Source organism: Streptomyces sp. S6, from assembly GCF_054880855.1.
On record NZ_JBTYMC010000527.1, the window covers coordinates 1 to 2,617 of the forward strand.

General features: G+C 68.6%; 2 protein-coding genes. Both read right to left on the minus strand.

What is annotated here, in order from left to right; all coding sequences use genetic code 11:
- Window positions 1-101 precede the first annotated feature (101 nt).
- Window positions 102-875 (minus strand): IS21-like element helper ATPase IstB, encoded by a 774-nt coding sequence (gene istB, locus ACVNF4_RS34725; protein ID WP_461806840.1) that lies wholly within the window; start codon window positions 873-875, stop codon window positions 102-104.
- A gap of 59 nt (window positions 876-934) precedes the next feature.
- The gene (gene istA / locus ACVNF4_RS34730) at window positions 935-2,410 is read right to left on the minus strand and encodes an IS21 family transposase (RefSeq protein WP_461806841.1); all 1,476 of its coding nucleotides are present in this window, start codon (window positions 2,408-2,410) and stop codon (window positions 935-937) included.
- Window positions 2,411-2,617: the final 207 nt, after the last annotated feature.

A 2,617-nucleotide genomic window follows, 5' to 3' on the forward strand; every position in this document is an offset into this window, starting at 1 on the left:
TGTCAACGGCCACTGAGATGCCCAGGTGGGCGGCCGGTGGTTGTCCAGGCTGGTGGCCATCAGAAATCCATGCGTGTGGCCAGCGGTGTTCCTGGGGTGGGTCAGTTCAAGGGGACCACTCCCTTCCCTGCGAGGGCCTCGGCGAGGCGGTGCGAGTCGCCGGAGGTGGTCACGAGGTGAGCGTGGTGCATGAGGCGATCCGTGCTCGCTCCGGCCAAGGTCTTCGGCATGATCGTGTCGAAGCCTGACGGGTGGATGTTGCTGGTCACCGCGATGGAGCGACGCTCGTAGGCGGCATCGATGATCCGGTAGAACGCCTCGGCCTCGTCTTCGGTGACGGGCAGCAGGCCGATGTCGTCGATGACGATCAGGTCCGCGCGGCAGATCCGGGCGACGGTGCGGGCGGTGGAACCGTCGACCTTCGACTTGCTGATCGCGGCGGCGAGGGTCTCCAGGGTGAACCAGGACACCCGCATGTCCTTCTCGATCGCGGCCTGGGCGAGGCCCTCGGTGAAGTGGCTCTTCCCGGTCCCGGACGGGCCGGCGATCACGAGGTTCTCGGCGCGGCCGATCCATTCCAGGGTGGTCAGGGAGTTCTGGGTGGGTTCGGGGATGGTGGAGTCCTCGGCCCGCCAGGAACCCAGGGTCTTGCCGGTGGGGAAGTTCGCCGAGGACCTGCGCAGGCGGCGGGTGGCCGCGGCGCGGCCGGTGACTTCCTCGGTCATCAGCAGCCGCAACACCTCTGCGGGGTCCCAGCGTTGGGCCCGCGCGGTGGCCAGGACGTCGGGGGCTGCCTTGCGCATATAGGGCAGCCGCATGCGTCGCATGAGCTTGTCGAGTTCCTCGGGGATGGCGGGCGGGTTGGGAAAACTCATGGGGGTGCCGTTCTCTTGGATCGGATGCGGTCGAAAAGTGCTGGAGGAAAGGGAGTCGGCTACTTCCCCAGGGCCTGCCAGCCGATGGTTCCGTTCTGGACGGAGTGGGCTTCGTCCGCGCGGACGACCTCGCCGGCGGGCTTGCTGTCCGCGATGTGTCCCAGGATCGAGAGGAGGTCGCCGTCAGCGAAACGCCCGGCCGTCGCCGCGAGGCCGAGGGCCTGGTCGACGCGGTCGTTGCCCAGGACGGTGGCGAGTTCGACCGCGCGGGCCATCTTGGCGCGGATCCGGGTGGCTCCGGCGGGTCCGGCTTCCTTGAGCCAGCGCCCGGCACCCGGGCCGATGCCCACGAACGCGATCTCCGCTTCCGAGCGGGGCCGCAGCCGCGGCTGGTGGACGGACCGGCCGTCGGGGTGGTCGGGGTAGTGCTCGTCGATGATCTGCGGAAGGCCCGGAGTGGAGAGCTGGTGGCGCCAGATCTCCGACAGATCACCGGACTTGGTGCGGGCGGTGATCGACAGCTCGTCGCCGACGACCCGGCACCACACCCTCACCCCGGTATAGCCCGGCGGGGTGGAGTAGCGCACCGAGTTGAAGCTGATCGTACGGTCCGAGCCCACGAGCCGTTCCTCGCCCAGCGCGAGCGCGAGCGGTTCGACGGGCAGGACGTGCAAGGTGGTGCGTTCGATGTCGAGACGGTCGGCAGGTATCTGTCCCGTCGCCCGGTGGCGGCGCGAGTTCACCGTGTCGCACCAGGTGCGGCAAGCATCGGCGAGCTCGGCGAACGTGTCGTAGGCGGGCAGCAGATTCGCCTTCGTGGGCACCAGATCGGCCTTCGCGATCTTGACCGTGGCTTCCGCGCCGCCCTTCGATTCGGGATCGTAGGGGACGCAACTGACCACCTGGCAGCCGTAATGCCGGCCCGCGGCGACCATCTGCGGGTGGCGGACCGGGATCCCGGCGATGTGCTCGACGGTCACCGTCTTCGCGTTGTCCGTCAGCACGTAGGTCGGCGCCCCGCCGATCCGCCGCAGCGTCGTGTCCAGGCAGGCCACCAGCGTGCCCGACGTGCAGTCCCGGACCGGGAGTACGACCCGGAACCGCGACCAGGACAACCACGCGCAGAACAGCCACGTCCGGCGCCCGCCGATCCGCGGGCCCTCGCCCCAGTCGAACTGGAGCCAGCGGCCCGGCTCGGGGATCCACGGCCGATAGGTGCGGCGCTTGCCCGCCTTCCACGCGGTCTTCGCCGCGTTCACCGCCCGCCGCGTCGAGCGTGCGCTGCCCCGGTAGCCCATCTTCACCAGCTTCTCGTGGACCACATCGGCGCGGATCGTCGCCTTCGACTGCTCGACCCACTCCTCGACCTTCTCCAGGAACGCGTCGATCATCTTCGGCCGCGGCTCTCGCTCGTAAGGATTTCGCCCGCTGGCGCGGGCCTCGACATACCGCTTCACGGTCTTCGGGTCATGCCCGGTCAAGCCGGCCGCCGACCAGACCGTCCCGGTCAGGTCGTACGCCTCAAGGATCTCCATGATCTCTCTGTCAGACTTCGTCACAGGACCTCTCCGGCCGGTAGCTGGGTGCTTCGCAAACACCAGCAAACTGGACGGAGGGGTCTCCTTCAGATAAGGAAGCGATCAGGAACACCACAGGTCACACGGCCACACACCGGGAATTCCCGTGGCCATCAGCCTGGACTCGACCGGCCGCACACCTGGACTTTGCCACGGCCGCCGTCA

What these genes read in the sequence shown, in the direction of transcription:
- istB (WP_461806840.1), bottom strand. Translation starts at nt 875, where the DNA reads ATGAGTTTTCCCAACCCGCCCGCCATCCCCGAGGAACTCGACAAGCTC.
- istA (WP_461806841.1), bottom strand. Translation starts at nt 2,410, where the DNA reads ATGGAGATCCTTGAGGCGTACGACCTGACCGGGACGGTCTGGTCGGCG.